Source organism: Vulcaniibacterium gelatinicum (assembly GCF_008033445.1).
Lineage (GTDB): Bacteria > Pseudomonadota > Gammaproteobacteria > Xanthomonadales > Xanthomonadaceae > Vulcaniibacterium_B > Vulcaniibacterium_B gelatinicum.
On the sequence record NZ_VNKO01000008.1, the window covers coordinates 39734 to 62937 of the forward strand.

At 70.2% G+C, this 23204-nt stretch carries 25 protein-coding genes; 14 read left to right on the top strand and 11 right to left on the bottom strand.

The window, feature by feature from the left end:
• Positions 1-25: 25 nt before the first annotated feature.
• Both hemB and aroE read left to right on the top strand, forming a co-directional pair.
• Positions 26-1018, top strand: coding sequence for a porphobilinogen synthase (gene hemB / locus FPV26_RS06490; protein WP_147652905.1), 993 nt, complete (start codon positions 26-28; stop codon positions 1016-1018).
• A gap of 28 nt (positions 1019-1046) precedes the next feature.
• Positions 1047-1892: a shikimate dehydrogenase gene (aroE, locus tag FPV26_RS06495; protein WP_147652906.1), complete on the top strand. Its 846-nt coding sequence runs from the start codon at positions 1047-1049 to the stop codon at positions 1890-1892.
• Here the strand turns inward: aroE and FPV26_RS06500 are convergent.
• A complete protein-coding gene (locus FPV26_RS06500; protein ID WP_147652907.1) occupies positions 1879-2421 on the bottom strand; it encodes a gamma carbonic anhydrase family protein in 543 nt (180 codons plus the stop codon). The genes aroE and FPV26_RS06500 overlap by 14 nt on opposite strands.
• Before the next feature lie 140 nt (positions 2422-2561).
• Here FPV26_RS06500 and FPV26_RS06505 point away from each other — a divergent pair, with 140 nt between their 5' ends.
• A complete protein-coding gene (locus FPV26_RS06505; protein WP_147652908.1) occupies positions 2562-3995 on the top strand; it encodes a coniferyl aldehyde dehydrogenase in 1434 nt (477 codons plus the stop codon).
• A 368-nt stretch (positions 3996-4363) separates the two neighbouring features.
• Complete coding sequence (xth, locus tag FPV26_RS06510; protein ID WP_147652909.1) at positions 4364-5149, top strand: exodeoxyribonuclease III; 786 nt, start codon at positions 4364-4366, stop codon at positions 5147-5149.
• 16 nt (positions 5150-5165) lie between these two features.
• Here xth and FPV26_RS06515 read toward each other — a convergent pair whose 3' ends face one another.
• Both FPV26_RS06515 and FPV26_RS06520 read right to left on the bottom strand, forming a co-directional pair.
• A complete protein-coding gene (locus tag FPV26_RS06515) occupies positions 5166-5423 on the bottom strand; it encodes a GlsB/YeaQ/YmgE family stress response membrane protein (protein ID WP_147653021.1) in 258 nt (85 codons plus the stop codon).
• A gap of 99 nt (positions 5424-5522) precedes the next feature.
• Complete coding sequence (locus FPV26_RS06520; RefSeq protein WP_147652910.1) at positions 5523-6887, bottom strand: AMP-binding protein; 1365 nt, start codon at positions 6885-6887, stop codon at positions 5523-5525.
• Between the two features lie 87 nt (positions 6888-6974).
• Here FPV26_RS06520 and FPV26_RS06525 point away from each other — a divergent pair, with 87 nt between their 5' ends.
• From FPV26_RS06525 to rpmG, 9 genes are all read left to right on the top strand, one after another.
• Complete coding sequence (locus FPV26_RS06525; protein WP_147652911.1) at positions 6975-7547, top strand: 4'-phosphopantetheinyl transferase family protein; 573 nt, start codon at positions 6975-6977, stop codon at positions 7545-7547.
• Positions 7548-7586: 39 nt separating this feature from the next.
• A complete protein-coding gene (rsmG, locus tag FPV26_RS06530) occupies positions 7587-8237 on the top strand; it encodes a 16S rRNA (guanine(527)-N(7))-methyltransferase RsmG (RefSeq protein WP_147652912.1) in 651 nt (216 codons plus the stop codon).
• Positions 8238-8327: 90 nt separating this feature from the next.
• A complete protein-coding gene (locus FPV26_RS06535; protein ID WP_147652913.1) occupies positions 8328-9149 on the top strand; it encodes a ParA family protein in 822 nt (273 codons plus the stop codon).
• The gene (locus FPV26_RS06540; RefSeq protein ID WP_147652914.1) at positions 9146-10072 is read left to right on the top strand and encodes a ParB/RepB/Spo0J family partition protein; all 927 of its coding nucleotides are present in this window, start codon (positions 9146-9148) and stop codon (positions 10070-10072) included. The genes FPV26_RS06535 and FPV26_RS06540 overlap by 4 nt, the downstream gene beginning before the upstream one ends.
• 34 nt (positions 10073-10106) lie before the next feature.
• Positions 10107-11072, top strand: coding sequence for an NAD-dependent epimerase/dehydratase family protein (locus tag FPV26_RS06545; protein ID WP_147652915.1), 966 nt, complete (start codon positions 10107-10109; stop codon positions 11070-11072).
• A complete protein-coding gene (locus FPV26_RS06550; protein ID WP_147652916.1) occupies positions 11069-11794 on the top strand; it encodes a glycosyltransferase family 2 protein in 726 nt (241 codons plus the stop codon). The genes FPV26_RS06545 and FPV26_RS06550 overlap by 4 nt, the downstream gene beginning before the upstream one ends.
• A gap of 94 nt (positions 11795-11888) precedes the next feature.
• Positions 11889-12227: a lipid-A-disaccharide synthase N-terminal domain-containing protein gene (locus FPV26_RS06555; RefSeq protein ID WP_147652917.1), complete on the top strand. Its 339-nt coding sequence runs from the start codon at positions 11889-11891 to the stop codon at positions 12225-12227.
• Between the two features lie 408 nt (positions 12228-12635).
• Positions 12636-12872: a 50S ribosomal protein L28 gene (rpmB, locus tag FPV26_RS06560; protein WP_147652918.1), complete on the top strand. Its 237-nt coding sequence runs from the start codon at positions 12636-12638 to the stop codon at positions 12870-12872.
• A gap of 15 nt (positions 12873-12887) precedes the next feature.
• Positions 12888-13052 carry a 50S ribosomal protein L33 gene (gene rpmG / locus FPV26_RS06565; RefSeq protein WP_147652919.1) on the top strand — a complete coding sequence of 55 codons (165 nt, stop codon included), beginning with the start codon at positions 12888-12890 and terminating at the stop codon, positions 13050-13052.
• Between the two features lie 182 nt (positions 13053-13234).
• Here rpmG and pyrC read toward each other — a convergent pair whose 3' ends face one another.
• The 8 genes from pyrC to FPV26_RS06605 form a co-directional block, all read right to left on the bottom strand.
• Positions 13235-14278: a dihydroorotase gene (gene pyrC / locus FPV26_RS06570; RefSeq protein ID WP_147652920.1), complete on the bottom strand. Its 1044-nt coding sequence runs from the start codon at positions 14276-14278 to the stop codon at positions 13235-13237.
• 10 nt (positions 14279-14288) lie between these two features.
• Positions 14289-15137, bottom strand: coding sequence for a DUF6671 family protein (locus FPV26_RS06575; RefSeq protein ID WP_147652921.1), 849 nt, complete (start codon positions 15135-15137; stop codon positions 14289-14291).
• The gene (locus tag FPV26_RS06580) at positions 15134-16228 is read right to left on the bottom strand and encodes a calcium/sodium antiporter (protein ID WP_147652922.1); all 1095 of its coding nucleotides are present in this window, start codon (positions 16226-16228) and stop codon (positions 15134-15136) included. The genes FPV26_RS06575 and FPV26_RS06580 overlap by 4 nt, the downstream gene beginning before the upstream one ends.
• 67 nt (positions 16229-16295) lie before the next feature.
• Positions 16296-17270 carry a YcjF family protein gene (locus tag FPV26_RS06585; RefSeq protein ID WP_147652923.1) on the bottom strand — a complete coding sequence of 325 codons (975 nt, stop codon included), beginning with the start codon at positions 17268-17270 and terminating at the stop codon, positions 16296-16298.
• A gap of 102 nt (positions 17271-17372) precedes the next feature.
• The gene (locus FPV26_RS06590; protein ID WP_147652924.1) at positions 17373-20174 is read right to left on the bottom strand and encodes a cation-translocating P-type ATPase; all 2802 of its coding nucleotides are present in this window, start codon (positions 20172-20174) and stop codon (positions 17373-17375) included.
• A 114-nt stretch (positions 20175-20288) separates the two neighbouring features.
• Positions 20289-20591: a P-II family nitrogen regulator gene (locus FPV26_RS06595; RefSeq protein ID WP_147652925.1), complete on the bottom strand. Its 303-nt coding sequence runs from the start codon at positions 20589-20591 to the stop codon at positions 20289-20291.
• 4 nt (positions 20592-20595) lie between these two features.
• Positions 20596-21546 (bottom strand): sodium-dependent bicarbonate transport family permease, encoded by a 951-nt coding sequence (locus tag FPV26_RS06600; RefSeq protein ID WP_220429075.1) that lies wholly within the window; start codon positions 21544-21546, stop codon positions 20596-20598.
• Between the two features lie 2 nt (positions 21547-21548).
• Complete coding sequence (locus FPV26_RS06605; protein WP_147652927.1) at positions 21549-22073, bottom strand: hypothetical protein; 525 nt, start codon at positions 22071-22073, stop codon at positions 21549-21551.
• Between the two features lie 195 nt (positions 22074-22268).
• Here FPV26_RS06605 and nhaR point away from each other — a divergent pair, with 195 nt between their 5' ends.
• Positions 22269-23189 (top strand): transcriptional activator NhaR, encoded by a 921-nt coding sequence (nhaR, locus tag FPV26_RS06610; protein ID WP_147652928.1) that lies wholly within the window; start codon positions 22269-22271, stop codon positions 23187-23189.
• Positions 23190-23204 lie beyond the last annotated feature (15 nt).

A 23204-nucleotide genomic window follows, 5' to 3' on the forward strand; every position in this document is an offset into this window, starting at 1 on the left:
CCGGCCCCGGGCGTAGAATGCGCCCATGAGCCACCCCTTCATCCGCCCGCGGCGCATGCGCCGCGACGAGTTCTCGCGCCGGCTGATGCGCGAGACCGTGCTGACCCCCGACGACCTGATCTACCCGGTGTTCGTGCACGAGCTGCCCGGCCGCGCCGCGGTGCCGTCCATGCCCGGGATCGAGCGCCTGTCGCTCGACGAGCTGCTGCGCGTGGCCGAGCAGGCCTGCGCGCTGCGCATCCCGGCGCTGGCGCTGTTCCCGGTCACCGCGCCGGAGGCCAAGTCGGCCACCGCCGAGGCGGCGTGGCAGGAGGACGGCCTGGTGCAGCGCGCGGTGCGCGCGCTCAAGGCGCGCTTCCCCGAACTCGGGGTGATCACCGACGTCGCCCTCGACCCGTACACCTCGCACGGCCAGGACGGGCTGGTGGACGAGAGCGGCTACGTGCTCAACGACGAAACGGTCGAAGCGCTGGTGAAGCAGGCCCTGTCGCACGCCCAGGCCGGCGCCGACGTGGTCGCGCCCAGCGACATGATGGACGGGCGCATCGGCGCGATCCGCAGCGAGTTCGAGCAGGCCGGCTTCGTCCACACCCGGATCCTGGCCTACAGCGCCAAGTATGCCTCCGCCTTCTACGGCCCGTTCCGCGACGCGGTGGGCTCGGCCGCCGCGCTCGGCAAGGGCGACAAGAAGACCTACCAGATGGATCCGGCCAACTCCGACGAGGCCCTGCGCGAGGTCGCGCTCGACCTGGAGGAAGGCGCGGACATGGTGATGGTCAAGCCGGGCCTGCCGTACCTGGACATCGTGCGCCGGGTCAAGGACGAGTTCGGCGTGCCGACCTTCGTCTACCAGGTCAGCGGCGAGTACGCGATGCTCAAGGCCGCGGCGCAACAGGGCTGGCTGGACGGGCGCGCCTGCGCGCTGGAGGCGTTGACGGCGATCAAACGCGCCGGCGCCGATGCTGTGCTGACCTATTTCGCGCTGGAGGCGGCCGCCTGGCTGCGCGAGGCGCGTTGACCGGATACACAGCCCTGGGAGAACGGCGATGAGCAAGCACTACGCGGTCTTCGGCCACCCCGTCGCGCACTCGCTGTCGCCGCGGATCCATGCCGCCTTCGGCCGCCAGACCGGGATCGCGGTGGACTACCGCGCGGTGGACGTCGAGCCCGGGCACTTCGCCCAGGCGCTGGCCGATTTCGCCGCGCACGGCGGCGCCGGCGCCAACGTCACCCTGCCGCTGAAGCTGATCGCCTTCGAGCTGTGCGACGACGTCACCGAGCGCGCGCGCCGCGCCGGCGCGGTCAACACCCTGATCCGCAACGGCGACGCCTGGCACGGCGACAACACCGACGGCGTGGGCCTGGTGCGCGACCTGACCGCGCGCCACGGGCTCGATCTGCGCGCGCGCCGCACCCTGCTGCTCGGCGCCGGCGGCGCCGCGCGCGGGGTGGCCCCGGCGCTGCTCGACGCCGGCATCTCCGAGCTGTACGTGGTCAACCGCACCGCCGCGCGCGCCGACGCGCTGGCCGACGCGCTCGGCGAGCCCGGCCGGGTGCATCCGCGCTACCTGGACGACCTGCGCGCGCTGGGCGAGTTCGACCTGATCGTCAACGCCACCTCGGCCGGGCGCGAGGGCGGGCTGGCGGCGGCGCTGCCGCATTCGCTGGTCGGCCGCCGCACCGCGGCGGTGGACCTGAACTATGGCGAGGCCGCGATCCCGTTCCTGGCCTGGGCGCGCGCGGCCGGCTGCCACGACGTGGTGGACGGGCTGGGCATGCTGGTCGAGCAGGCGGCCGAGAGCTTCGCCCGCTGGCACGGGGTGCGCCCGGACACCGACGCGGTCTACGCGGAGCTGCGCGAGCGCGACGCGGTGCTGGTCACGGCGGACTGACGGCCAGGTATTCGTCCTTCAGGCGGACGTAGTGGCGGGCGCTGTAGTACAGCGCCTCGATTTCGGCGTCGGAGAGCATCCGCACCTTCTTCGCGGGGTTGCCGAGCCACAGTTCGCCTTCGCCGACGGTCTTGCCGGGGGCGATCAGGGCCCCGGCGCCGACGAAGCCGTGCTTCTTCACCACCGCGCCGTCGAGCACGACCGCGCCCATGCCGATCAGGACCGCATCCTCGATGGTGCAGGCGTGGATGATGGCCTTGTGGCCGATGGTGACGTCGGCGCCGATGCGGGTGGCGAAGCCGCCGAGCCTGGCATGGGGGCCGTCGTGGCTGACGTGGACGACGGTGCCGTCCTGGAGGTTGGTGCGGGCGCCGATGCGGATGAAGTTGACGTCGCCGCGGATCACGGTGCCGGGCCAGACCGAGACGTCGTCGCCAAGGACCACGTCGCCGATCACGCTCGCGGCGGGATCCACGTACACGCGCGCACCGAGGCTCGGCAGCACGTTGCGGTAGGGGCGCAGGTTCATCCGCGCATTCTAGCGGTCGGGGGTGGCCAGGATCGGGCAAGGGAAGCGCATCACGGGCCGGCGCCCCACATCGTTCGTGCATGCGCCCCCCCCGCACACCGGACCCGGGCCGACGAAAACTCCCGCACTACACTGCGCACATGACTGCACACATGCACAGCCCCGACGACACCCCGCTGTCCGAACTGCGCCCGACCTTCGACCGCCTGCGCGCGGCCTGGCAGGCGCAGCGGCCCGACCTGGCGCAGCGCCGTGCCGACCTGCAACGCCTGCGCGCGGCCTTCACCCGCCGCGTGCCGGAGATGGATGCCGCCATCCGCGCCGACTTCGGCCATCGCCCCGAACACGAGAACCTGCTCTCGGAAGCGTTCGTCACCCTCGCCGAGATCGACCACACCCTGCGCCACCTGCGCCGCTGGGCGCGGCCGCGGCGCGCGGCGGTGGGCTGGAAACTGTGGCCGGCGCGCGCCCAGGTGCGCCCCGTCCCGGTGGGCGTGGTCGGCATCATCAGCCCCTGGAACTACCCCGTGAACCTCGCCCTGGTGCCGCTGGTCTCCGCCATCGCCGCCGGCAACCACGTCTACCTCAAGCCTTCCGAACACACCCCGCGCACCTCGCGATGGCTGCGCGCCCTGCTCGCCGACGTGTTCCCGCCCGAACGCGTCGCGGTCGCCCTCGGCGGCGCCGACGTGGGCGCCGCGTTCGCGGCGCTGCCGTTCGACCACCTGCTGTTCACCGGCAGCACCGCCGTCGGGCGCAAGGTGATGGCGGCGGCGGCGCCGAACCTCACCCCGGTCACGCTCGAACTCGGCGGCAAGGCCCCGGCGCTGGTCGCGCCCGATTTCCCGCTCGCCCTGGCCGCATCGCGCATCGCCAGCGGCAAGTGGTTCAACGCCGGGCAGACCTGCATCGGCGTGGACTACGCGCTGGTGGACCAGGCGCGCTACGACGCGTTCGTGGACGCGCTGCGCGCGGAAGTGGCTCGGCGCTTCGGCGACCTGGCCGAGGCGGGGCACTACGCGCGGATCATCAACGACGCGCAGTTCGCGCGCCTGGAAGGGCATGTGCAGGATGCGCGGGCGCGCGGCTGCACGGTGGTCGAGCTGGCCCCGGTCGCGCCGGAACGGGCGCGGCGCGAGCGGTTGTTCCCGCCGACGCTGGTGCTCGATCCGCCGGACGAGGCGGAAGTGATGCAGCAGGAGATCTTCGGCCCGATCCTGCCGGTGCTGCGTTACCGGACGCTGGACGAGGCGATCGGCTACATCGCCGCGCGCGATCGGCCGCTGGCGCTGTATCCGTTCACGAACGAACGCCCGACGCTGGAACGGATCCTGTCGCACGTGGTCGCCGGCGGGGTGTGCGTGAACGACACGCTGTTCCATTTCGCGGTGCACGCGCTGCCGTTCGGCGGCGTCGGCCCGAGCGGGATGGGCGCGATCCACGGCAAGGCCGGCTTCGACACCTTCAGCAAGCTGCTGCCGGTCTTCCGCCAGGCACGCTGGACCGCCGGCGACCTGCTGCACCCGCCCTACCACGGCATCACCGACCGCCTGATCCGCTGGCTCGCGCGTTGAGGCTTGGCATGCCGCGCGCGTGTGGCGTGTGCGTGTGTCGGTTGCTTCGGGCGGGGGCGCCGGTATGCCTGGGGGATCTGTGTGCCAAAGCTTCGTGCGCCCCATGTGCAGTTGCCGTTGCTCTCACAGCAAGCGCCGAGACCTCACCCGAGGGTTCGGTGTGCGGGGGGTGTCGCGTCGAGCGCGCCAGGGATGGCGCGCGCGCGAGTCAGGGCACGACGCCCTGGCCGAGCGAAAAGCGACCCCCCCCGCGCACCGGACCCGGGCCGACCGTCTCGCCCGCTGCATCCTCCATAGAACCTCCCGCAACGTCGCCGAACCAGCATCGCCATCGGCCCACCCCGCACCAACCCACTACACTCCCGCCCATGAAAATCGCCAGCTGGAACGTCAACTCGCTCAACGTGCGCCTGCCGCACCTCACCCGCTGGCTGCAGGAATTCGCGCCCGACGTGGTCGCGCTGCAGGAGACCAAGCTCGAGGACGCGCGCTTCCCCGACGACGCCCTGGCCGCGCTCGGCTACCGCAGCGTGTTCGCCGGACAGAAGACCTACAACGGCGTCGCCATCCTCGCCCGCACCCCGCCGCAGGACATCCTCGCCGCGATCCCCGGCTTCGAGGACCCGCAAAAACGCGTGCTCGCCGCCACCCTCGGCGAACCCGGCTCACCGCAGGCGCTGCGCATCGTCAACCTGTACGTGGTCAACGGCGAGGCCGTCGGCAGCGACAAGTACGCCTACAAGCTGCGCTGGCTCGCGGCCGTGCGCGACTGGCTGCAGGAGGAACTGCGCGCGCACCCGCGCCTGGTGGTGCTGGGCGACTTCAACATCGCCCCCGACGACCGCGACGTGCACGACCCCAAGCGCTGGCGCGAGAAGGTGTTGTGTTCCACCCCCGAACGCGAGGCGCTGCGCGCCCTGCTCGCGCTCGGCCTGCACGACAGCTTCCGCCTGCACCACCAGGACGGCGGCCACTACAGCTGGTGGGACTACCGCCTGGCCGCGTTCGAACGCGGCTGGGGCCTGCGCATCGACCTCGCCCTGGTCAGCGACGCCCTGCGCGCGCAGTGCGTGGCCGCGGGCATCGACCTCGCCCCGCGCACCTGGGAACGGCCCAGCGACCACACCCCGGTCTGGCTCGAACTCGCGTCCTGACCCGCCGCGCCGGGCGTCAGCGCGGCCTGCCGCGCCGGAACAGATTGACCACCGCCAGCAGCACGATCGCGCCGATCAGGGCGGTGACGAAAAAGCCGAGCATGCCTCCGCCCAGGCTGAGACCCACTCTCGGCAACAGCCAGCCGCCGATCACCCCGCCGAGCACGCCGACGACCACGTTCAGCACGATGCCCTGCTGGGCATCGGTCTTCATGATCAGGCTGGCGAGCCAGCCGACGATGCCGCCGACCACCAACCAGATGATCAGACTCATGAAATCCATGTGCAGACTCCTCGACTGGAACTCGGCGCCAGTCTGAGCGTCAAGTCGTGATGACGGCGTCAGGGCAGGATCGCCGGCCGCGGCCCTGCGTCAACGGCCCGCCTCCTCCCGCACCAGCGCCAGCAGCCGGTCCCGCGGCAGCTTGCCGGTCTCGTTGCGCGGCAGGCGCGGCACCAGGCGCAGCGGCCGCGGCAGGAACACCGGATCCAGCGCGCGCCGCAGCGCGGCCAGGATCGCGGCCTCGTCCAGGGTCGGCGCCACCGCGAGCGCGGCGATACGGCGCACGCCGTGCGCGTCGGGCGCATCGAGCTGGAACACCACGCCGTCCTCCACGCCCGGGATCGCCAGCAGCCTGCGGGTCATGTCGCCGAGCGAACCGCGCTTGCCGGCGATCTCGATCAGGTCGGTGTTGCGCCCGCACAGGCGGAAGCGGCCGTCGGCCAGCAGCTCGACCACGTCCGCCAGCGTGCGCGGCGCCGGCAGGTGCGGCGCCTGCACCAGGGTGCCGTCCGGCTGCGGCGTCAGGCGCACGCCGGGCAGCGGCGTCCAGGCCTGCGCGCAGGCGGTGCGGCGGCGCGCGATCACGCAGGTCTCGGTGGAGCCGAACAGCTCGCGCACCTCGCAGCCGTAGCGCGCCTCGGCCTGCGCGGCCAGCTCCGGCGCGAGCGGCGCGGTGGCCGAGACGATGCCCGCCAGCGGCGGCAGCGCCACGCCCGAGTGCAGCAGCGCGCGCAGGTGCACCGGCGTGGTCACCAGCAGCCGCGGCGCCTCGGCGTGGGCCAGCGCGCAGGCCACGTCCTCGGGGAAGAACGGCCGTCCGGCGTGCACCGCCGCCTCCGCCAGCAGCGGCAGCAGCACCGACATCTCCATCCCGTACATGTGCTGCGGCGGCACCGTCGCGACCACGCGCACGCCGCCCGGGGCGGGCGCCCACAGGTCGGCGAGCGCGGCCAGGTTCTGCGCGGTGCTGCGGGCGAAGCCACCCCAGGTCTTGGGGTTCGGCTGCGGCCGCCCGGTGCTGCCGGAGGTGAAGCCGATCGCCACCGTCGCCGCCGGATCCAGCAGCGGCACCTCGCCCGGCAATTCGGGCAAGCGCTCGCGCAGCTGCCAGCAGCGCGGCGGCGCGGGCGCGAGCGCGACGTCAGTGACGCACAGGCTGCCCGGATACTGCGCCAGCACCTCGTCCACCACCGCCGGTGCGCGCGAGGGCGGCAGCAGGTTGACCTGGCCGCGCGCGGCGATCGCGCAGAACGCGACCAGGAACCGGTACCGGTCCTCGCACAGGTTGACCGCGTGGGTGCCGGGCGGCAGCGCCGCCGCCACGCCGCGCACCTGGGCCAGGAACCGCGCCAGCGGCACCTCGCCGCGGGCATCGAACGCGATCGCGCGCTCCTGCGCCCCCCGCGCCACCGGCGCGGTGGCGCCGTCGCGTTCGCTGCCGATGACTGCCGACATGCCGGTAACGGTCTCCTGCGGCTTGGCCGCGTGCCCGGCGCGTACTTTACGCTGCGCTCCCCGCCCCGCGCAGAGGCCATTCCGCCCATGCCCGCGCCCCCGCCGCCACGCTGGACCTGGCAGCCGCACCTCCGCGGGCAGGCCGCCGAACCGCGCGTGCGCGCCTGGCTCGCGGCCGAACTGGGCTGCCCGGCCGAGGCCGTGGCCTTCGTCCGCGACCGCCACGGCCGCCCGCAACTGCAGCCGCCGCTGCGGCGCCACGACGCCAGCTGGAGCCACAGCGGCGAGGGCCTGCTGATCGCCCTCGGCGAGGACGCTCGGATCGGCGCCGACCTCGAGCGGATCCGCCCCCGCCCGCGCGCCGGGGAACTGGCGGCGCGCTTCTTCCACACCGCGGAGGCGGCCTGGCTGGCCGCGCTGGCGGAGCCCGAGCGCACCCTTGCCTTCGTCCGCCTGTGGTGCGCGAAGGAGGCGGTGCTCAAGGCCCACGGCCGCGGCCTGGCCTTCGGCCTGCACCGGCTGCGCTTCACCGAACACGCCGGCGCCCTGCGCCTGGCCGACTGCGACCCGACCCTGGGCCCGGCCGAGGCCTGGCGCCTGCACGAGTTCGAACCGCACCCCGGCTACCGCGCCGCGCTGGCCTGGCGGGCGCGCGGCTGAGGCCGCGGCCGGCGCGCGGCCGCCCGGCATACTGGTGCGATGACCATCGCCGCCCCCACCCTGCCCCCCGCCGTCGCCGCCGAACTCGAGGCCGGCCTGCGCGCGCTCGGCCTGGAGCCCGCGCACGCGCCGAAGCTGCTGGCCTACCTGGCGCTGCTCGCGCAGTGGAACCGCACCTACAACCTGACCGCGGTGCGCGAGGTGGGCGAGATGGTGTCCCGGCACCTGCTCGACTCGCTGGCCCTGCACCCGCACCTGGACGGCATCGGGACGCTCGCCGACCTGGGCACCGGGCCCGGCCTGCCCGGGATCCCGCTGGCGATCGTGCGCCCGCAGCTGCGGGTGACGCTGGTGGAGAGCAACGGCAAGAAGGCGCGCTTCCTGCGCGAGGCGGTGCGCCGGCTGGGCCTGGCCAACGCCGAGGTGGCCGAGACCCGGATCGAGGCGCTCGACCGGCCCGGCCAGTACGACGCCATCACCGCCCGCGCCCTGGCCACGCTCGGCCAGATCCTGGCCCTGGGCGGCCACCTGCTGAAGCCGGAGGGCCGGCTGCTGGCGATGAAGGGCGCGCGCCCGGACGAGGAACTGGCGGCGCTGCCGCCGGGCTGGCGGGTGGAGCGGGTGCAGCCCCTGGCCGTGCCCGGGCTGGACGCCGAGCGGCACCTGGTGGTGATCGCGCGCGCGGCCTGAGCCCCATTCCGGCAGCGGCGACCGGCTGCGGGCATAATCCCCGGTCCGGCCGCGCGCGCCGGGCTTTCCTTTCGAGGGGACGGACGAGCCGTGACGGCCCGCATCATCGCCATCGCCAACCAGAAGGGTGGCGTCGGCAAGACCACCACCGCGGTCAACCTGGCCGCCGCGCTCGCGGCCACGCCGCAGCGCGTGCTGCTGGTGGACCTGGATCCGCAGGGCAACGCGACCATGGGCAGCGGGGTGGACAAGCGCGAGCTGCGCGCCTCGACCACCGACGTGCTGCTGGAGGAGATCCACGCGCGCGACGCGATCGTGAAGACCCCGGAAGGCCACGACCTGCTGCCCGGCAACATCGACCTGACCGCGGCCGAGATCGAGCTGATGGACGAGGAGGGCCGCGAGCAGCGGCTCAAGCGCGCGCTCGACCCGCTGCGCGACCAGTACGACTTCATCCTGATCGACTGCCCGCCGGCGCTGTCGCTGCTGACCCTGAACGCGCTCACCGCCGCCGACAGCGTGCTGGTGCCGATGCAGTGCGAGTACTACGCGCTGGAGGGCCTGACCGCGCTGCTGGAGACGATCGAGGCGCTGAAGCGGCGCCTGAACCCGGCGCTGGAGGTCGAGGGCGTGCTGCGCACCATGTTCGACGTGCGCAACAACCTCGCCAACGCGGTCTCGGCCGAGCTGACCGCCCACTTCGGCGAGCGCGTGTTCCGCACCGTGGTGCCGCGCAACGTGCGCCTGGCCGAGGCGCCCAGCCACGGCCAGAGCATCATCGCCTACGACCGCGCCAGCCGCGGCGGCGTGGCCTATCTGGGCCTGGCCGGCGAGGTGCTGCGCCGGCACCGCGAACGTCTCGCCCGCGACGCACGGCCCGCGGGCGCTCCCACCGAGACCATCGCCACATGAGTTCGATGAAGAAGCGCGGCCTCGGCCGAGGCCTGGAAGCCCTGCTCGGCCCGAAGGCGGCCGCGGAAGTCCCGCCGCTCGAGCCGCAGCCGGGCGAAACCCTGCGCAAGCTGCCGATAGACCGGCTGCAGCCGGGCCGCTACCAGCCGCGCACCGGCATGGACCCGCACAAGCTCGGCGAGCTGGCCGAGTCCATCCGCGCCCAGGGCGTGATCCAGCCGATCGTGGTGCGCGAGCTGCCGCCGGACGAACCCGGCGCCGCGCCGCGCTACGAGATCATCGCCGGCGAGCGCCGCTGGCGCGCCTCGCGCCAGGCCGGGCTGACCGAGATCCCCGCGGTCGTGCGCGAGGTGGACGACCACGCCGTGATCGCGATGGCGCTGATCGAGAACATCCAGCGCGAGGACCTCAACCCGCTCGAGGAAGCGCAGGCGCTGCAGCGCCTGATTGACGAGTTCGACCTGACCCACGCCCAGGCCGCCGAGGCGGTGGGCCGCTCGCGCGCGGCGGTGTCGAACCTGCTGCGCCTGCTCGAGCTGCCGCCGGAGATCCGCGCGCTGGTGGAGACGCGCACCCTGGAGATGGGCCACGCGCGCGCGCTGCTCACCCTCGCCCCGCAGGCCGCGATCGCGCTCGCGCGCCAGGCCGCCGAGCAGGGCTGGTCGGTGCGCGAGGTCGAGCACCGGGTGCAGCAGCTCACCTCCGGCCAGGTGCCCGGCGCGGTCAACGCGAAGAAGCCCAAGCCCGCGCGCACCCGCCCGCAGGCCGACATCGCCACGCTCGAGCGCGAGCTGTCGGAGACCCTCGGCACCCGGGTCAACGTGCTGCACGGCCGCGGCGGCAAGGGCCGGCTGGTGATCCACTACGCCGATCTCGACGCGCTCGAAGGCGTGCTCGAGCGGCTGCGCGGCCGGGTCGAATAGCGCGCGTTCCCGCCGCGGCGGGATAATGGCGCTCATGGCCATTCTCGTCACCGGCGCGGCCGGCTTCATCGGCGCCCACGTCTGCCGCGCGCTGCACGCGCGCGGCGAGGCGGTCGTGGGCCTGGACAACTACAACGACTACTACGACCCGCGGCTCAAGCGCGACCGGGTCGCGGCGCTGTGCCCGGAGGTGGAGATCCGTGCGCTCGACCTGGGCGACCGCGAGGGCCTGGCGGCGCTGTTCGACGCGGTGCGCCCGGCGCGCGTGATCCATCTGGCCGCGCAGGCGGGGGTGCGCTACTCGCTGCACCATCCGCACGCCTACGTGCACAGCAACCTGGTCGGCTTCGTCAACCTGCTGGAGCTGTGCCGGCACCGCGGCGTGCAGCACCTGGTCTATGCCAGCTCCTCCTCGGTGTACGGCGACTCGGCGGTGCCGCCGTTCTCCGAGGACCAGCGCGTGGACAAGCCGCGCTCGCTGTACGCGGCGACCAAGATCGCCAACGAGCTGATGGCCCACACCTACGCGCACCTGTACGGCCTGCGCGCCACCGGGCTGCGCTTCTTCACCGTGTACGGGCCGTGGGGGCGGCCGGACATGGCGCCGCTGCTGTTCGCGCGCGCGGTGCTGGCCGGGCGCCCGATCGAGGTGTTCAACCACGGCCGGATGCGGCGCGACTTCACCTTCATCGGCGACATCGTGGCCGGGGTGCTGGGCGCGCTGGACCGTGCGGTGGACGAGGACCCGCCGCATGCGGTGTTCAACCTCGGCAACCACACCCCGGTGGAACTCGAGCGCTTCATCGCGGTCATCGAACAGGCCGCCGGGCGTCCGGCGCGGAAGGTCTACCAGGACATGCAGCCAGGCGACATGATCGAGACCATGGCCGACACCACCCGCGCCCACGCCGCGTTCGGCTTCACCCCCAGCACCCCGATCGAGGCCGGCCTGCCGCAGGTGGTGGCCTGGTGCCGCGACTATTTCGGAGCCGACGCGTGAGCACGCCGCAACTGTCCGTCGTGGTGCCGGTGTTCAACGAGCAGGACAACGTCGCGCCGCTGGTGCGCGAGATCGTCGCCGCCTTGCGCGGGCGTCTGCCGTTCGAGATCGTGTTCGTGGACGACGCCTCGCGCGACGGCACGCTGGCGGCGCTGCGCGCGCTGAAGGCGGAAGTGCCGGAACTGCGCGTGCTGCGCCACCTGCACCAGAGCGGGCAGAGCACCGCGATCCGCACCGGGGTGAAGGCGGCGCGCGCGCCGTGGATCGCCACCCTCGACGGCGACGGCCAGAACGACCCCGCCGACATCCCGAAGCTGCTGGTCGCGCGCGACGCCGCCGACGGGCAGATCAAGCTGTTCGCCGGCTGGCGCGTGCAGCGCAAGGATTCTGGCAGCAAGCGCTGGGCCTCGCGGATCGCCAACGCGATCCGAGCGCGGATGCTGCGCGACGCCACCCCCGACACCGGCTGCGGGATCAAGCTGTTCGAGCGCGAGGCGTTCCTCGACCTGCCCTACTTCGACCACATGCACCGCTACCTGCCGGCGCTGATGCAGCGCGCGGGCTGGAAGACGCTGAGCGTGCCGGTGCACCACCGCCCGCGCGCGGCCGGCGTGTCGAAGTACGACAACCTGCAGCGGGCGCTGGTCGGCATCCGCGACCTGCTCGGGGTGGCGTGGCTGATCGCGCGCAGCCGGCGCACGCCGGTCGAGGAACTCGCGTAACCGGGTTCCGGCGGCGCGCGGACCCCGGCACGCTTCCGGTATCTTGCCGTTTCCGCGCATCGCTCCGCGCCCGCCCGCACCAGGCCATCCCGCCATGCCCGCCGACTTCATGAACACCCCGATCGCCTGGCTGGAATGGACCGGCGTGCACATGTCACCGTGGAAGCTCATCGGCCTGACCGGGGCGCTGCTGTTCGGCGGCCGCTGGGTGGTGCAGTTCTTCGCCTCGCGCCGCCATGGCAAACCGGTGATCCCGCGCGCATTCTGGTACATGAGCATCGCCGGCAGCCTGATGGCGCTGAGCTACTTCATCTTCGGCAAGAACGACGCGGTGGGCGTGCTGCAGAACCTGTTCCCCACCTTCACCGCCGCCTACAGCCTGTACCTCGACATCAAGCACCGCGGCTGGCACCGCGACCGGGCCAGTCACTGACCCCCCCACATTGAGCTCCTCCCGCTTGCCGTGGGCAGGGTGCCGCCGCGTTCGACGTGGGGGTTCATCGCTCCGGCGGGGGCGCCGGTATGCCTGGGGTGGGGGTCGCGTCAAGCCGGCCATGAATGGCCGGCGCGCGAGTCAGGGCAGGAAGCCCTGACCGAGCGTAACATCCAGCCCGGACCGCCCCCTTCGCCACCCCTGGGTGTGGATAACTTGCCCGCCCCGCCCCCGCCCGGCATAATGCGCGGCTCGCTGCGTCCTGGCCCCCCGGGCCCGGACCGGGCCGGAAGCACGGTTCCGCCCCCGTCCGCGCAGCGCGGTTTCCTCCCGCATCGTGCGCCACCCCGGGTGGCGGGGCCGCCGTCTCCCTGGCCAAGGGGGATCCCAAGACACCACGAGGTGCGTATGTCCCGCGTCTGCCAAGTCACCGGCAAGCGCGTGCAGACCGGCAACAACGTCTCGCACGCCAACAACAAGACCCGCCGCCGTTTCCTCCCGAACCTGCACGAGCGCAAGTTCTGGGTCGCCAGCGAGAACCGCTGGGTGAAGCTGCGCGTTTCCACCGCTGCCCTGCGCACCATTGACAAGAACGGCATTGACGCCGTGCTCGCCGACCTGCGCAAGCGCGGCGAGAAGATCTGAGGGAGGACCTGAGCCATGGCATCCAAGCGCGACAAGATCCGGCTGATCTCCTCCGCGGGCACCGGCCACTTCTACACCACCGACAAGAACAAGAAGAACACGCCGAACAAGATGGAGATCAAGAAGTACGATCCCGTCGTCCGCAAGCACGTCGTCTACAAGGAAGGCAAGATCAAGTGACCCGCGCGCAGCGCGGGGCATCCCGGCGCAAGCCGGGATCCGAGCCTCCTCCGAAGCCCGCCGCCCGGCGGGCTTCGCTTTTTCCGGAAGCAAGACCTCCAGCAGTCTGTTGAAACACGCCCTTCCGGGGCGGTTCACGGGGACATTGGGCGTGGAATCTTGTAAACGAATGCCGTACGAGTTCACTCTGCCAACCGCCACGCAATCGTTTCCTCGGCGCGCAGCGGCACGCCGGCTTCCTTTCCGAAACGCAGCTCCCCGGGCACGGTCCAGTCCTGGCGCTCCAGTGTGATGCGCCCCGTATTGCGCGGCAGCCCATAGAAATCGGGGCCGTGGAAACTGGCGAACGCCTCCAGCCGGTCGAGTGCGCCAGCCTGCTCGAAGGCCTCTGCATACAGTTCGATGGCGGCGTGCGCGGTGTAGATGCCGGCGCAACCGCAGGCCGACTCCTTGGCGCGGCGCGGGTGTGGCGCGCTGTCGGTGCCGAGGAAGAATTTCGGGTTGCCGCTGGTGGCGGCGGCAATCAGCGCCTGGCGGTGCGGCTCGCGCTTCAATACCGGCAGGCAGTAGGCGTGCGGGCGGATGCCGCCGGCGAACATCGCGTTGCGATTCAACAATAAATGGTGCGCGGTGATGGTGGCGGCCACGTTGGGGCCGGCCCGCTCGACGAACGCGACCGCCTCGCGCGTGGTGATGTGCTCGAGCACCACCTTGAGGCGCGGAAAACGCTCGACGATGCGCTGCAGATGTCGCTCGATGAACACCGCCTCGCGGTCGAACACGTCGATCTCGGGATCGGTCACCTCGCCATGCAGCAGCAGCGGCAGGCCGGTCTCCTCCATGGCCGCGAACACCGCGTCGCAGCGCTCGAAATCGGTGACGCCAAATGAAGAGTTGGTTGTTGCGCCAACGAGAAAGGCTTCACCCACCGCGTGCACGAAACCGCTCGCCCTGGCCCGCAGGATCTCTTCAGGCGTGGTGTGGTCGGTGAGATAGAGCGTCATCAACGGCTCGAAGGCCATGCCCGCCGGCAGCGCTGCCAGGATGCGCGCGCGGTAGGCACGGGCATCAATCACCGTGCGCACGGGTGGATCGAGATTGGGCATGACCATGGCGCGCGCGAACCGCCGCGCGGTGTCGGGCAGGACCGCGGCCAGTGCATCACCGTCGCGCAGGTGCAGGTGCCAGTCGTCGGGGCGGGTGAGGGTCAGGCGTGCTGTGGCCATCGATTCGATCTCATGGATTGCAGTAATCGCAGCGCTCCGGATCGGCGTACTGCGGCTCGGGGCGCTCGCGCGTTTCGCGATGTACGCACTTCAGGCAGCCGTACACCTCGGCGCGGGTCTCGCGGGTCGGGGCGCCGCAGTCGCCGCAAGGCAAGCCCGCGACGCGCTCGACGATCCAGAACCCCGGCGTGCCGCAAGCCGGACAGGGCGAGCCGAGCTTGGCGGCCAGGTCCTCGGCCGCAAGCCGGATCATCTCCATGCGCGTGGGGTTGGCGTGGGCACGCAGGTCGGTCTCCAGGAACACCTGGCCGCTCGCCGATTGCGCCTGCGCCCAGGCGAACGTGGCTTTAAGCTCCTCCCAGGCGGCGATCCCCTTGCGCAGGCGCGGATCGTTCTCGCCCTCGGGGCGCACGACCAGATGGTGCGCGGGAAACGCCGCCTGCCGGGCGAAGGTCTCGGCCGCCGTCCAGTCGCCGGTCAGAAGATGCGCGTGCATCGCCTTGCCCTGTGCGACGCCGACGATCTCGAGTCCCTGCTCGTCGTCGATGAAGATGAGGAACTCCACGTTCCAGGGGAACATCCCCACCATCGGGTCCGGCCCGAACGAGCCCTCGCTGGCGAGCCCGAGCGAAAGTCCGGAAAGCTCCATGCCGAGGCGCGCCTTCTTGCGCGCGGCCTCGAGCTGCTTGCCGGCGCGCGGGATCTCGCGGGTGAAGGTACCGAGGAGATCGGTGTCGTAGCCGCCGACCCGTTCCACCTGGCAGCCGAGCGCTGTGTCGAGCACCGAGGCAATCACGCGCTCCTTGCCGTGCTGGGTGAGCAGGGCGATGCGTGCTCCGGCGTAGACAGTGCGGGTCATGGTGCCGCAGAGGTCGGCAGCGTCCGATGGCGCACCAGCAGCACGATCAGCGTGACGGCTGTGAGCGGCAGCACGAAGCCCAGCATGGTGGCGCTGTACGCCGGCAGTGCCGTGTGCTGCGTGGCCGCAAGAATCAGGTACGTCACATAGACGGCGTAATAGCTGAAGAACAGCGCCCCCTCCCAGCGCGCGATTCGGTGGCCGGTGGTGAAGATCGGCAGGCATGCGAGCGCCGCCGCGATCATCACCGGCAGGTCGAAGCGGACCAGCGCGGTAGCCACGTCGAGCCCGCCAGGCGTGACCAAGGCGGCGATGCCCGCGATCGCCAGAAGATTGAACAGGCTACTCCCGATCACGTTGCCCACGGCGATGTCGCGCTCGCCGCGCAGCGCGGCCACCACGGAAGTGGCCAGCTCGGGCAGGCTGGTGCCGGCAGCGACAATGGTCAGGCCGATGACGATCTCGCTGACCCCGAGGGCATGCGCGATCGCAACCGCGCTGTCGACCAGCCAGGTGGCACCGAGCACGAGCAGCGCCAGGCCTGCAGCGATGAAGACGATCTGGATCGGCAAGCGGTCGATCCATGCGCTCGCGCCGCCGTCGAACTCCTGCGCATATTCAGCTTGTACGTCCGGGCTTTCCAGACGACTCTGGCGAATGGCAAAGACCGTATAGGCCACGATGCCGGCCGTGAGCAGCAGGCCATCGAACAGGCCGATGCGGCCATCGAGCGCCATGACCCAAAACAGCACCGACACGCCGATCATCAGCGGCACGTCGAGGCGGACGAGCTGCTGCTTGACCACCAGCGGCGCGATGAGCGCAGAAAGCCCGAGCACCACCAGTACGTTGAAGATGTTGCTGCCGACGATGTTGCCGACGGCGATGTCCGCCTGTCCCGAAAGACCGGACTGAACGCTGACCGCCAGCTCCGGCGAACTGGTGCTGAAGGCGACCACGGTGAGTCCGATCACCAGCGGCGAAATCCCGCAACGGGCCGCGAGGCGCGCGGCGCCGCGCACCAGCAACTCGGCGCCGGCTGCAAGCAGCGCCAAGCCCAGCACCAGAAAAACAACAGCCGGAAGCGTCATGAAATCAAAAGCCTCAAAAAGTCTGACCAAAAGATGCGCGCACTGTGGGGAAAATCCGCATCGCCGATCACCGCCCGCGCACCATGGCCATGACCCGGTCCATGTCGAGCGTGCCCGCCTGCTGCCGGATCTGCGGCAGGTACTGCGCCTGCATCTGCTTGGCGGGGCCGAGCAGGTTCTGGAAGCTGTCGCGCAGCACCTGCGTACTCATCACCCGGCCGCCGGCGTAATAACGCTTGGCCAGTTGGCCAAGCGCGTAGGTGGTGGCGAAGGAGAAGGCCATGCCGGTGGCGGCGCTGCCGATATTGCCGAAGGTCTTGCCCGCCGCCTTGCCGAGCAGCCCGCCCAGCAGCTTGCGGCCGAACTGTTCGAGGTATTGCGAGGTAAGGCCGACCCCGGCGGCGGCGATGAATTCCTTGATGTGGCCCTGGTCGAGCTGGACGCCGTGGGCGCGGCCGATGCCGTAGACCATCTTGATCTGCAGCGGGATGATGGCCATCGATGCCCAGGACTGCGGCAGCAGTTCCAGCGCGCCGTTCATCAGGGCGTAGTTGAGGATGGACTTGTCCAGCTCCGCCTCGGATACGTTCGGCTGCGCCGCCACCACCGGCCCAGGCGCGGCGGCAACCGCGCCTGCCGCCACGGCGGGTGCGGCGGCCTCGCCGAGCTCGACGATGACGTCGGCCTCACGCTCGAAGGCTTCGGCTTGCCCGGCATCGAGCTTGAGCAAGGCCTTCAGCTCGGTCAGGAAGCGCTGCTCGGCCTCGCTTTGGCGACCGTCGGCGTCGCACACGCACACCGCCATTTCATACGCCAGCTGGCGCTCGCCGGGTTCAACCAGCGCGGCGGCGGCCGCTTCCAGGGTGACGCGCTTGAGCAGCACGTCCTGATAGAGGCGCGCGAGATCGGGCGCACCCGCTTCGCTACCCAGGGACTCGGCGATGCGACGAACTTCCTCGCGCTCGCGGTCGTGCTTGGCGCCATCGGCGAAGGCGGCAAGCAGGGCGATGGCGAGGGTGGATTTCTGCTGTTCGGGATTCATTGCGGGTTCTCCCATTTTATCTGGAATTCAATTTCCCCCGACCCGGATTTCAAAGCGTTCGCCCCGTTCGAGCGCGTCGGCCAGGCGCGCCCGTGCTTGATTTCAGCCACGATTTCGCCACCACTTCTCGAGACCGATCACCGGCAGGATGAGGGCGCCGACAACGATGCTCAAAAGCACGTCGCCGGCGGAGAGGGGCGCGGACGCGAAGATCGCGTGCATGAACGGGGCGTAGATGAACAGCGCCTGCAGCACGAGGATCGCCGCGATCCCGACGAACACGCTCTGGTTGCTGAACACCCCGATCTTCAGCATCGAGTCACGCAGCGAGCGGCAGTTGAGCAGGTAGAAGATCTGGAACATGATCACGGTGGTGACGGCCATCGTCTGCGCCTTGGACAGCGCTGCGGATCCGCTGTCTCCCGCCGCTCGGAACTCGTAGAGGAAGAGCCCGATCGCCCCGGCGGTCATCAGGATCGCCACCACGAAAGTGCGCATGACGATGAACCTGCTCAGCACCGGTGCGCCCGGGTCGCGGGGCGGGCGGTTCATCACGTCCGGCTCCTTTGCCTCGAACGCCAATGGCAGCGCCAGCGTCACTGCCGCGACCAGGTTGATCCACAGCAGTTGCGCCGGCGCTATGGGCAGCAGGAGCTCGCGCACCGTCTGCGTGACGCCGCCGATGACGTGCGTGACCTCGGCGAACGGGAAGAACGCCACGGCCCACACCAGGATCAGCGCCAGCCCGAGGTTGGTCGGCAGCACGAAGGCGAGCGCCTTGATGAGGTTGTCGTAGACGCGCCGCCCTTCCTCGACCGCAGCGGCGATGGAAGCGAAGTTGTCGTCGGCAAGCACAATCCCCGCCGCCTCCTTGGCGACGCTGGTCCCGGTGATCCCCATCGCCACACCGATATTCGCCTGCTTGAGCGCGGGCGCATCGTTGACGCCGTCGCCGGTCATCGCGACCACTTCGTTGCGGCCCTGCAGGGCACGCACCAGGGTGAGCTTGTGCTCCGGCGCGAAGCGCGCAAAGACGTTGCACGCGTGCGCCGCCTCGCGCAGCTCGGAAGCCGACATCTGCGCGAACTCGGTCCCGGCGATCGCTCTGGGCGCCGCGGGATCCTTGGGGAGGATGTTGAGCTGAGCCGCGATCGCCTGCGCCGTGGCCTGGTGGTCGCCGGTGATCATCTTCACGTTGATCCCGGCCTGATGACAGAGCTCGATCGCCGCGATCACCTCGGGGCGCGGCGGGTCTATCATGCCCTGGAGCCCGAGCAGCGTGAACCCGGCCTGCGTATCGCTCATCTGGATGCTGGTCTGGCCGGGCGCGGACCTGGCGGCGAACGCCAAAACCCGCATCCCCCGGGCGGCCAGCGCTTCGACCTCGCGCAGCACAAGCGCTGCATCGAGCGTGCCGCCACCCGGCGTCGAGGTGCAGCGCCTGAGCACCGCCTCCGGCGCACCCTTGAGCAGGATGCGTCCGCCGTCCTGCGCGTGGAGCGTGGCCATGAACTGGTTCTCGGACTCGAACGGAATCGCGTCCAGGCGCTTGTGTTGCGCCCGCGCTTTCTCCACGTCCAGCCCGACCTTTTCCGCGGCGACAACGAGCGCGCCCTCCGTCGGATCGCCATGAATCTTCCACTGCCCCTCCTCGTTCACGAGCGAGGCGTCGTTGCACAGTACCCCGGCAAGCAGCAGATCGGTCAGGTCCGCGGGCGCCGTCCTGACGAGCATTCCCTCGCGCTGCAGTTCCCCCCTGGGCGCGTAGCCGACACCCGACACGGCAAAGGCGCCGGAGGCGGGCGTCCAGATCTCCTGCACGGTCATCTCGTTGCGGGTGAGCGTGCCGGTCTTGTCAGAGCAGATGACGGTAGTGGAGCCGAGGGTCTCGACGGCGGGGAGCTTGCGCACCACGGCACGGCGCGCCGCCATGCGCTGCACGCCGATCGCCAGCGCGATGGTGACGATCGCCGGCAGCCCCTCGGGGATGGCGCCCACCGCCAGCGCGATGGCGAAGATGACCGTCTCGCGCAGGGCCGGGATCCATTCGACCCCGGTCTCGGCCATGGTTCGCCAGGTTCCGAGTACGAGCACCGCCAGCGCGATGACGACGATCGCGATGGTGATGTACCAGCCGATTTTCGTGAGGGCCTCGGTGAGCGGCGTCCGCAGTTCGGTCGTTTCCCTGAGCATGGTGGAGATGCGGCCGAGCTCGGTCCTGGCGCCGGTCTCGACCACCACCGCGGTCCCCGTCCCATGGGTGACCAGCGTCCCGCCGAAAACCATGCAAGTCCGGTCGCCGATGCCCGCGGCGGGCGCCACGGGCGCGAGCCGCTTCTCCGTCGGCACCGACTCGCCGGTGAGCGCGGCCTCCTCGACCTGGAGGCTGCGCAGCTGGATCAGGCGCATGTCCGCGGGCACCTTGTCCCCGCTGGCGAGCAGGACCACGTCGCCGGGCACGAGATCCGCCGTCGCCAGAGTGAGCTTGCGGCCCTCGCGCAAGACCGAGACATTCTCCGGCACCATGCGCGTGAGGGCCTCGATCGCCTTGCCGGCCTTGAACTCCTGCACGAAGCCGATGATCGTGTTGAGCACCACCACCGCCAGGATCACCAGCCCGTTCTTGACCCCGCCGGTGGGGTCGACGGCCATCGCCACCAGCGCCGACACGACCAACACCCAGATGAAGGGGTTGTTGATCTGCCGCCAGATCAGGTCGAGGGCGGTGTCCCCTTTTCCGCGGGGAATGACATTGGGCCCGTGGATCTTCAGACGCTGCGCGGCTTCCGCGTCGGTGAGGCCATCCGGACGCGTCTCCATACGGGCGATCGTCTCGTCCACGCGCAGTGCGTGCCACGGTTGCCGATCCGGCATGCCCGCGGCGCCGCTGGAATCACCATTCATGGCAGACGGAACCGACCTCCGGCCGTTGCTGCTGCGCTTGATGCAGTCCAAAAGCATCCAGGAACTCAACCCCATCTTGGCCCGGAATGCTCAGGCATTACCTTCTTCTTGCCATCAGAACTTCTCCGGCCGCAGCACCGCGACGTCGGACACGAACAGGATCATGGCGTAGTTCTCGTAGTAGCAGGCCTGCAGATGTGCGACGATGGCCTCGACGGTCGCCGCATCGCATACGACCTCGATGCGGATGTTGCTGCTTTCGTCCCAGGCGGCGTTGCGTGTCCCCCGGCTGCCCTTGCCGCGGGCGTCGGTAATGGTGTAGCCCCGGCCTCCGAGGTGTTCGAGGTCCTTGATCAAGACACTCTCCAGGGCGGCCTCGGTGATGATGGTCAGCAGTTTGCGCATCGAACCGTTCATGGACCTAGCCTCCGGTCAGGGCGAATGCTTGCATCGCCATGGCGTGATAGAGCGGGATGCCGACCAGGACGTTGAACGGGAAAGTGACGCCCAGGGAAGCGGCAAACGACAGCGTCGGGTTGGCCTCTGGCACCGAAATGCGCATGGCGGCGGGCACGGCGATGTAGGACGCACTCGCTGCCAAGATGGCCAACATGGCCGTGCCCCCCAGCGACAGTCCGAGTCCGTAACCCAGCGCGATGCCCACCACGGAGGAGAACAGCGGCATGCCGATGCCGAACAGCACGAGGAACAGGCCGTACCGCCGCAGGCTGCCGAACTGGGCGGCCGTGATCAGCCCCATTTCCAGGAGGAACAGGGCAAGGATTCCCTTGAACAGATCGAAGAAGAGCGGCTTGACCGAAGTCAGCCCCTCTGGGCCGGCGGCCCAGCCGATCAGCAGCCCGCCGACAAGCAGCACGATGCCCTTGCCCAGAAACACCTCGTGCGCGACCGTGCCGATCCGCATGCCGCGGGAGAATCCGCGAGCCAGCAGGATCCCCACCAGGATGGCCGGGATCTCCAGCACGGCGAGCAGGAACGGCATGTGCGACTCGAAGTCGATCTGCCGGCTGGCGAAATAGCTGGTGGCGACGGCATAGGTGCCGACGCTCACCGATCCATAGTGGGCGGCAACGGATGCCGCGTCCGCACGGGGTAAACGCCCCATGAACCGCAGCACCGGAAAGGCGACCAGCGGCAACAGTACGCCCATCGCCATGACCGCGAGGGCTTGCAGCGCGAGGTCACCGAAGGGTTGCTTGGCGAGTTCGATGCCGCCCTTGAGGCCGATGGAGAGCAGCAGCAGCATGCTCACCAGTTCATAGACGGCCGCGGGCAGGCGCAGCTCCGAGCGCAGCAGGCCAGCGGCCAAGCCGAGCAGGAAGAACAGCAGGACGGGGTCAATGGCGCTCAAGATCATCTTCCTTTGTCGTGTGGCTGCGCCGACGGCAGGACCAGGCTGCCGCTGGCGTCCTGGTAGATCGCCGGCAGCACGAGTCCGGGGTAGCGTGCTTCGAGCATCTGCAGCTCGGCGCTCACGCTGGAATTCGGCGCAGCGCCCGCGAAGACCGGGATGAAGCGTGCGGCGAGCGTGGCCGTGTCTTCATGGCCGAAGCACGCCAGCAACGCCGCCACCAGATCGACGCGGGAGACGGTGCTTGCCGCCGCCTCGAGCCAGCACAGCATCCAGATCCCGTTGATCCCCGTTGCCTCGAGGATACGGACGGTTCGCCGCGCGCCGGCCGCATCGGGCAGACCCAGCGCGCACGGCAAGTTCGCTACGCCTTCTTCGTCGATCCAGATGCCCTTCAGAGCTTCAAAGTCGCTGACGGGCGAATGGCGGCGCTGGATCGTCAGGTAAGCGACCAACTCTTCGCTGGCACGCTCCAGATCCCCATTACTGCGCACCAGCAAGAAGGCGCTTCTGGACTCGGTCGGCATATCTTTATCCCCTGCGTAGGTGGCGGGCACTGGACGCTTCTCGCCACGAGCGCCTGAGGCGCGAAAGACCGTGCAGGATCTGCCCTGTCGTCGCTCAGAAGGCAACCCGCTGAATTTAGACGGCCTGGATGAACCATATAAAGTCGAATATAATTCACCGACATTTCGTAAAAAATTGCGAATAGCAGGTTGATGATGAATCTCAAACACCTGCGCTACTTCTGGGCGGTGGCCCATACCGGGAGTGTGGCGGCGGCCGCCAATCAGTTGCATCTGACGCCGCAAACCGTCAGCGCCCAGATCAAGCTGCTCGAGGACGACCTCGGAACGGCCTTGTTCAAGCCCGCCGGACGCGGCCTCGAACTCACCGAGGCGGGGCGCGTCGCGCTGTCCTACGCCGACGAGATCTTTGCGCTCGGTCATGAGATGGTCTCCTCGCTGCGGGCAAACGCAATCCCGGAGCAGACGATGACTACGTTTCGCGTCGGCGTTTTCGACATGATCCCCAAGTCGCTGACGCACCGTCTGCTGGCTTCGCTGAAGCGTGTGGACAAGCCACTACGGCTGGTTTGCCGCGAGGGCACGATCGACTGGTTGCTTGGGGAATTGGCGCTGCACCGGCTGGAGATGGTGCTGGCGGACCGCCCCATGCCGGCCGGCTTGGCGATACGCGGCCACAGCCGCAAGCTGGGCGAAAGCGCCGTCGCCTTTTTTGCCGCGCCCGAGCTGGCGCGGCGGGACGTGGCCTTTCCAGCCTGTCTGAACGGGGCGCCACTGTTGCTGCCCGGACCAAACGCGGCGGTACGGGGCGAGATCGACCTGTGGCTGGGCGAATCGCGCCTGTACCCACGGGTCGTCGGGGAGTTCGATGACAGCGCCCTGATGAAGGTCTTCGCCCAGGCGGGTGAAGGCTATTTCCCCGCGCCCGCGATCCTCTCGGACGAGATCTGCGCGCGCTATGGCGTCAGCGAGGTGGGACGGCTGGAGGAGGTGCGCGAGGCATTCTGGCTGATCAGCACGGAACGGCGCATCCAGCATCCGGAGGTCCGTGCCGTCCTGGAAGCCGCCCGCGGCGCGGTCTTCGTTGCGCAGGGCGACGGCCAAATGGCGCGGTAAGGATCGGAGTCCTGA

What these genes read in the sequence shown, in the direction of transcription:
- hemB (WP_147652905.1), top strand. Translation starts at nt 26, where the DNA reads ATGAGCCACCCCTTCATCCGCCCGCGGCGCATGCGCCGCGACGAGTTC.
- aroE (WP_147652906.1), top strand. Translation starts at nt 1,047, where the DNA reads ATGAGCAAGCACTACGCGGTCTTCGGCCACCCCGTCGCGCACTCGCTG.
- FPV26_RS06500 (WP_147652907.1), bottom strand. Translation starts at nt 2,421, where the DNA reads ATGAACCTGCGCCCCTACCGCAACGTGCTGCCGAGCCTCGGTGCGCGC.
- FPV26_RS06505 (WP_147652908.1), top strand. Translation starts at nt 2,562, where the DNA reads ATGACTGCACACATGCACAGCCCCGACGACACCCCGCTGTCCGAACTG.
- xth (WP_147652909.1), top strand. Translation starts at nt 4,364, where the DNA reads ATGAAAATCGCCAGCTGGAACGTCAACTCGCTCAACGTGCGCCTGCCG.
- FPV26_RS06515 (WP_147653021.1), bottom strand. Translation starts at nt 5,423, where the DNA reads ATGAGTCTGATCATCTGGTTGGTGGTCGGCGGCATCGTCGGCTGGCTC.
- FPV26_RS06520 (WP_147652910.1), bottom strand. Translation starts at nt 6,887, where the DNA reads ATGTCGGCAGTCATCGGCAGCGAACGCGACGGCGCCACCGCGCCGGTG.
- FPV26_RS06525 (WP_147652911.1), top strand. Translation starts at nt 6,975, where the DNA reads ATGCCCGCGCCCCCGCCGCCACGCTGGACCTGGCAGCCGCACCTCCGC.
- rsmG (WP_147652912.1), top strand. Translation starts at nt 7,587, where the DNA reads ATGACCATCGCCGCCCCCACCCTGCCCCCCGCCGTCGCCGCCGAACTC.
- FPV26_RS06540 (WP_147652914.1), top strand. Translation starts at nt 9,146, where the DNA reads ATGAGTTCGATGAAGAAGCGCGGCCTCGGCCGAGGCCTGGAAGCCCTG.
- FPV26_RS06545 (WP_147652915.1), top strand. Translation starts at nt 10,107, where the DNA reads ATGGCCATTCTCGTCACCGGCGCGGCCGGCTTCATCGGCGCCCACGTC.
- FPV26_RS06555 (WP_147652917.1), top strand. Translation starts at nt 11,889, where the DNA reads ATGCCCGCCGACTTCATGAACACCCCGATCGCCTGGCTGGAATGGACC.
- rpmB (WP_147652918.1), top strand. Translation starts at nt 12,636, where the DNA reads ATGTCCCGCGTCTGCCAAGTCACCGGCAAGCGCGTGCAGACCGGCAAC.
- rpmG (WP_147652919.1), top strand. Translation starts at nt 12,888, where the DNA reads ATGGCATCCAAGCGCGACAAGATCCGGCTGATCTCCTCCGCGGGCACC.
- pyrC (WP_147652920.1), bottom strand. Translation starts at nt 14,278, where the DNA reads ATGGCCACAGCACGCCTGACCCTCACCCGCCCCGACGACTGGCACCTG.
- FPV26_RS06575 (WP_147652921.1), bottom strand. Translation starts at nt 15,137, where the DNA reads ATGACCCGCACTGTCTACGCCGGAGCACGCATCGCCCTGCTCACCCAG.
- FPV26_RS06580 (WP_147652922.1), bottom strand. Translation starts at nt 16,228, where the DNA reads ATGACGCTTCCGGCTGTTGTTTTTCTGGTGCTGGGCTTGGCGCTGCTT.
- FPV26_RS06585 (WP_147652923.1), bottom strand. Translation starts at nt 17,270, where the DNA reads ATGAATCCCGAACAGCAGAAATCCACCCTCGCCATCGCCCTGCTTGCC.
- FPV26_RS06590 (WP_147652924.1), bottom strand. Translation starts at nt 20,174, where the DNA reads ATGAATGGTGATTCCAGCGGCGCCGCGGGCATGCCGGATCGGCAACCG.
- FPV26_RS06595 (WP_147652925.1), bottom strand. Translation starts at nt 20,591, where the DNA reads ATGAACGGTTCGATGCGCAAACTGCTGACCATCATCACCGAGGCCGCC.
- FPV26_RS06605 (WP_147652927.1), bottom strand. Translation starts at nt 22,073, where the DNA reads ATGCCGACCGAGTCCAGAAGCGCCTTCTTGCTGGTGCGCAGTAATGGG.
- nhaR (WP_147652928.1), top strand. Translation starts at nt 22,269, where the DNA reads ATGAATCTCAAACACCTGCGCTACTTCTGGGCGGTGGCCCATACCGGG.